The sequence below is a fragment of the Prosthecobacter gellanilyticus genome (genome assembly GCF_007992435.1).
In the GTDB taxonomy this organism is placed as follows: domain Bacteria; phylum Verrucomicrobiota; class Verrucomicrobiia; order Verrucomicrobiales; family Verrucomicrobiaceae; genus Prosthecobacter; species Prosthecobacter gellanilyticus.
Genome location: NZ_BKAG01000107.1, coordinates 1 through 4,130 on the forward strand (window position 1 = coordinate 1; position 4,130 = coordinate 4,130).

The window sequence follows — 4,130 nt, forward strand, 5'->3', positions numbered from 1 at the left end:
TTGAGAGACTACTGCATCCCGAAGACCCCGCAACTTCTTTTTGATCTTTTTTGAAGGTTTTCTTGTGAATCGAGGGATCGGAAGTCATTTCGACTCACCAAACCGACCTTAAAACCTTCCAATCATGTCTCTTCATCTCGGTGTTAATATCGATCACGTCGCCACACTCCGTCAGGCTCGCTACAGGACCATGCTCTGCGCTCATAATGTGGAGCCTTCCATTCTTCAGGCGGCATTAGAAGCAGAGGCCGCAGGAGCCCATTCTATCACCGTGCATCTGCGTGCGGACCGCCGTCACATCGTGGATGAGGATGTGTTTGTGCTGCGCCGTAAAATTCAAAGTTTGTTAAACCTGGAGATGGGCAACACGCCGGAGATCCTGGAGATCGCGCTGCGTGTGAAGCCAGACTTTGTGTGCATGGTTCCTGAGAACCGGCAGGAGGTCACCACTGAAGGCGGGCTGGATGTCGCCGGTCAAAAGGATGCGCTGCGCAAGAGCGTGGGCCTTCTGGAGGCTAACAACACGCGTGTCAGCATGTTCATCGATCCTGATCTCGATCAGGTGCGTGCCTCGGCGGAGATCGGCGCGAGCATGATCGAACTGCACACGGGCACGTTTGCGAATGAACTTGGTGTTAGGCGCACGGAAGAGGCGCAGCGCCTGAAGGCCGCGGCGGAACTGGCGCAAAGCCTGGGATTGCAGGTGAATGCGGGGCATGGCCTAACAACAACCAATCTACCTGAGCTTTTCATCGTGCCGCATCTGGTGGAGCTGAACATCGGTCACAGCCTCATCGCGCGCTCCATCTTTGCCGGCCTGCGCACGGCCATCCAGGAGATGCTGGAAGTGATGAAGGGGTATCCGGAAACACCTAACAAGTAATACGACTTCATGCAGCCGCAAGGACTTGGCATTGATCTGGTGGAGGTGCCCCGCATCCGTGACCTGCTCACGAGACATGGTGACCGCTTCAAGGAGCGCACCTTCACGGCGGGCGAGATCGCCTACTGTGACTCGTGCGCGGATCCGGCGATGCATTATGCAGCGCGCTTTGCGGCCAAGGAGGCTGCAGCAAAGGCGCTGGGCACGGGCCTCTGGGCGCATGGGGTCGACTGGAAACAGATCGAGGTTACCCGCGAGGAGTCTGGAAAGCCGGTGCTGAAGCTGCACACGATCGCGCAGGCTCATGCGGAGAAGATCGGTGCCACCAAGGCGCTGATTTCCCTCACCCACACACGTGAGCTGGCGATGGCGCAGGTGATCTTGACGTGAACTCTCCAAAGATACGGGACCTACCAGGGTAGGCTCGCTAAGGCTCGCCAACCCTTCGCTGTGATGCGAAAGCCCTTTGGGTTTCAATCCGAGAATGAAATGAAGCAAGGCGGAGAAGTTTGTTCCCACTTTAAAAGCCGTTCGCTCAATAGAAGAGTGTAGAAACGAATCCATGACTGCCATTCCCCAAGTCGCTGTGCTGGTGGACACCTCACGTTCTTATGGGCGTGACATTGTGCGCGGCATCCGGCGGTATGTGGCGGAACAGGGGCCGTGGTCGCTCTATTTAGAGCCGCGTGATTTGCGCTCCAGCTTTCCGGGCTGGCTGCAGAAGTGGCCTGGGGATGGTATTCTGGCGCGCACGGTGGATGCGACGCTGCTGCGCGAGCTCAAGGCCACGAAGCTGCCGGTGATTGAGCTGCGCACGACGGTGCTGAAGCACCCCTTCCCTTTTGTGGGGATGGACAACCACATCGTGGGGGAGCGTGTGGCGCGGCACTTTCTGGATCGAGGTTTCAGGCGCTTTGCGTGTTATCTGGACAATGGCGAGCGGTTCTTCCAGCAACGCTGCGAGAGCTTCATCGAGACATTGAAGGCGCAGGGCTTTGAGTGCTCGGTGTTTGAGACGAAGGCACCGAGCCAGGGTGTGCTGAACTGGGATCAACATCAGGGAAACCTGGCTGAGTGGCTGAGGTCCCTGGAAAAACCGTGCGGGCTGTTTGCGACGAATGACCAGCTGGGTTTCTGGGTGCTGGATGCGGCGCGACGAGCGGGGATCAGCGTGCCGGAGCAGCTGGCGGTGATTGGTGCTGAGAATGACAAGACGCTGTGCGAAACAGCCTGGCCACCGCTTTCCAGTGTGCAGTTACGCGGGCAGAACGCGGGCTATCTGGCGGCGAAACTGCTGGATGAGTGGATGAATAAGAAGGTCACTCCACCGAAGGAGACGCTGCTGCCTCCGGGGGACATCATCGTGAGGCAATCCTCAGACATCGTAGCGGTGGAGGATGAGCGGGTGGCGAGGGCTCTCCAGTATATCCGCCGATGTGCTGCGGATGGCATCGGTGTGGATGATGTGGCTCGAGAGGTGGCCCTGTCACGCAGCGCGCTGGAGCGCCGGATGAAGACGATGATCGGCCGCAGTCCGGGTGAAGAGCTGATCCGCATCCGATTCAGCCAAGTGGAGCGGTTGCTGGCGCAGACTGACCTAACCTTGGATGCGATCGCGGAACGGGCGGGGTTCAAGCATCCGCAGTACATGGCGGAGGCGTTTCGAAAGCGCTTCGGGATGACGCCGGGAGAGTATCGGAAGAAGAACCGGATTTGAAGGGGGCTGAGCCATCAAGCCACTGTGCGCATGCTCTTCAGCGTGCGGGAGTGCGGAAACTCCCCGGGAGGATGTTTGCCAATGCCAGATCAAACGTGTGTTTCTACCTGTGTGCGGGCTGAAGCCCGGCACTACTTTAGTCGTCCTTCACTCGTCCACGGTTGCGCTTCACCTCGCCACGCTCGCGTTTGCCCTGGAGGATCTTCCGTTTCACGCCACGGGGACGGGGACGGTTTTGGCGGCGGACCTTCTCGCGCTCGTTCTGGACGGCCAGGCGGGCATCTTTGAGGGCGGTTTCCAGACGGTCACAGAGCTCCACGCGTGCCCAATGGCGGTTCATGACCTGGGAACGCTCCTTTTGACAACGGACCTCGACACCGGTGGGCACGTGCCGAAGGACGACGGTGGAGGAGGTTTTGTTGATCTTCTGGCCGCCCGGGCCGCTGCCGCGCACAAAGTCCTCCTCCAGATCATCCTCACGGATGCCGAGCTTCGTCATGCGCTTCTCGAGCGCGTCTTGGTCAGGGGTCGCCATCCCGGTGTATAGCATGAAGCTGTTTGACGATCCAGCCCCGGCACGCGATGAGCTTTTCATGATTCCCGCCCAAACCGTGACCGAAGCTCAACCTCTGCTGCCCTTTCTCTTTGCCGGCTGGCCGGAGGTGAAGCGCACCAAGGTGAAGCAGTGGCTGAAGTTTGGCGCCGTGCATGTGAATGAGAAAGTGGTCACGCGCCATGATCATGAACTGCAAGCCGGTGACAAGGTGAGCATCTCCCCGACCAAGGCTCCACCGCCTGCCGCCGAGGACCTGCCCGAGGGCCTGAAGATCCTCTTTGAGGATGAGGACATCCTGGTCATCCACAAACCTGAGGGTTTGCTGACCATGGCCACGGAGAAGGAGAAGGTGCGCACGGCTTATTCCTTCCTCACCACCTATCGCCGAGACAGTAACTACAGTGGAGCCGCACGCGTCTGGATCGTGCACCGGCTGGACCGCGAGACCTCTGGCGTGCTGCTTTTTGCCAAGACGGAAGAGGTGAAGGAGACGCTACAGAGCGAGTGGCAGAGCTATGAAAAGCGCTATCTGGCGCTGGTAGAGGGCGCGCCGCCGGCCTCTTCCGGCACGCTGCGGGATTACATTGATGAAAGCCAGCCGCACCGGGTGTTTGTGCGCCATGGGGGCGGCGAGGACTCGCGTCTGGCGGTGACGCACTATCGAGTGCTGCGGCATGGGATGGGGCGGACCTTGGTGGAACTGACTCTGGAGACGGGGCGCCGCCATCAGATCCGTGTGCAGCTTTCCGAGGCTGGATGCCCGGTGGTGGGAGATCCGAAGTATGGGGCGAAGTCCAATCCGGCGAAGCGACTGGCGCTGCATTCGACCAGCCTGAAGATCCAGCACCCGGTCACGGGCGATGAGATGACGTTTGAGTCTCCCCTGCCCCCGGAACTGGTGAAGCTGCTGCCGAGCGAGGTTTGACACAGTACTCAGGTGCTTCAGCGCTTGAGGGGCGATGGCAATGCGGAAT

5 protein-coding genes are annotated in these 4,130 nt (G+C 59.6%); 4 read left to right on the plus strand and 1 reads right to left on the minus strand.

All coding sequences use genetic code 11. From position 1 onward, the window contains the following. The first annotated feature begins 124 nt into the window (after positions 1–124). From BGE01nite_RS28585 to BGE01nite_RS28595, 3 genes are all read left to right on the plus strand, one after another. Complete coding sequence (locus tag BGE01nite_RS28585; protein ID WP_146856335.1) at positions 125–883, plus strand: pyridoxine 5'-phosphate synthase; 759 nt, start codon at positions 125–127, stop codon at positions 881–883. Positions 884–892: 9 nt separating this feature from the next. Beyond that, the gene (gene acpS / locus BGE01nite_RS28590; protein WP_146856337.1) at positions 893–1,273 is read left to right on the plus strand and encodes a holo-ACP synthase; all 381 of its coding nucleotides are present in this window, start codon (positions 893–895) and stop codon (positions 1,271–1,273) included. Positions 1,274–1,445: 172 nt separating this feature from the next. Further along, on the plus strand, positions 1,446–2,600 hold the full coding sequence (locus BGE01nite_RS28595; RefSeq protein WP_146856339.1) for an AraC family transcriptional regulator: 1,155 nt from the start codon (positions 1,446–1,448) through the stop codon (positions 2,598–2,600). A gap of 136 nt (positions 2,601–2,736) precedes the next feature. On the opposite strand, the gene BGE01nite_RS28600 is transcribed toward BGE01nite_RS28595, so the two are convergent. After that, entirely contained in the window at positions 2,737–3,195 is a 459-nt protein-coding gene (locus BGE01nite_RS28600) for a peptide chain release factor-like protein (protein WP_308741223.1), read from the minus strand. Here BGE01nite_RS28600 and BGE01nite_RS28605 point away from each other — a divergent pair. Then, on the plus strand, positions 3,194–4,081 hold the full coding sequence (locus BGE01nite_RS28605; protein WP_170267141.1) for an RluA family pseudouridine synthase: 888 nt from the start codon (positions 3,194–3,196) through the stop codon (positions 4,079–4,081). The genes BGE01nite_RS28600 and BGE01nite_RS28605 overlap by 2 nt on opposite strands. Positions 4,082–4,130 lie beyond the last annotated feature (49 nt).

Bases quoted from the DNA above. Each gene is read 5' to 3' on its own strand.
- BGE01nite_RS28585 (WP_146856335.1), top strand. From the start codon at position 125: ATGTCTCTTCATCTCGGTGTTAATATCGATCACGTCGCCACACTCCGT.
- acpS (WP_146856337.1), top strand. From the start codon at position 893: ATGCAGCCGCAAGGACTTGGCATTGATCTGGTGGAGGTGCCCCGCATC.
- BGE01nite_RS28595 (WP_146856339.1), top strand. From the start codon at position 1,446: ATGACTGCCATTCCCCAAGTCGCTGTGCTGGTGGACACCTCACGTTCT.
- BGE01nite_RS28605 (WP_170267141.1), top strand. From the start codon at position 3,194: ATGATTCCCGCCCAAACCGTGACCGAAGCTCAACCTCTGCTGCCCTTT.
- BGE01nite_RS28600 (WP_308741223.1), bottom strand. From the start codon at position 3,195: ATGAAAAGCTCATCGCGTGCCGGGGCTGGATCGTCAAACAGCTTCATG.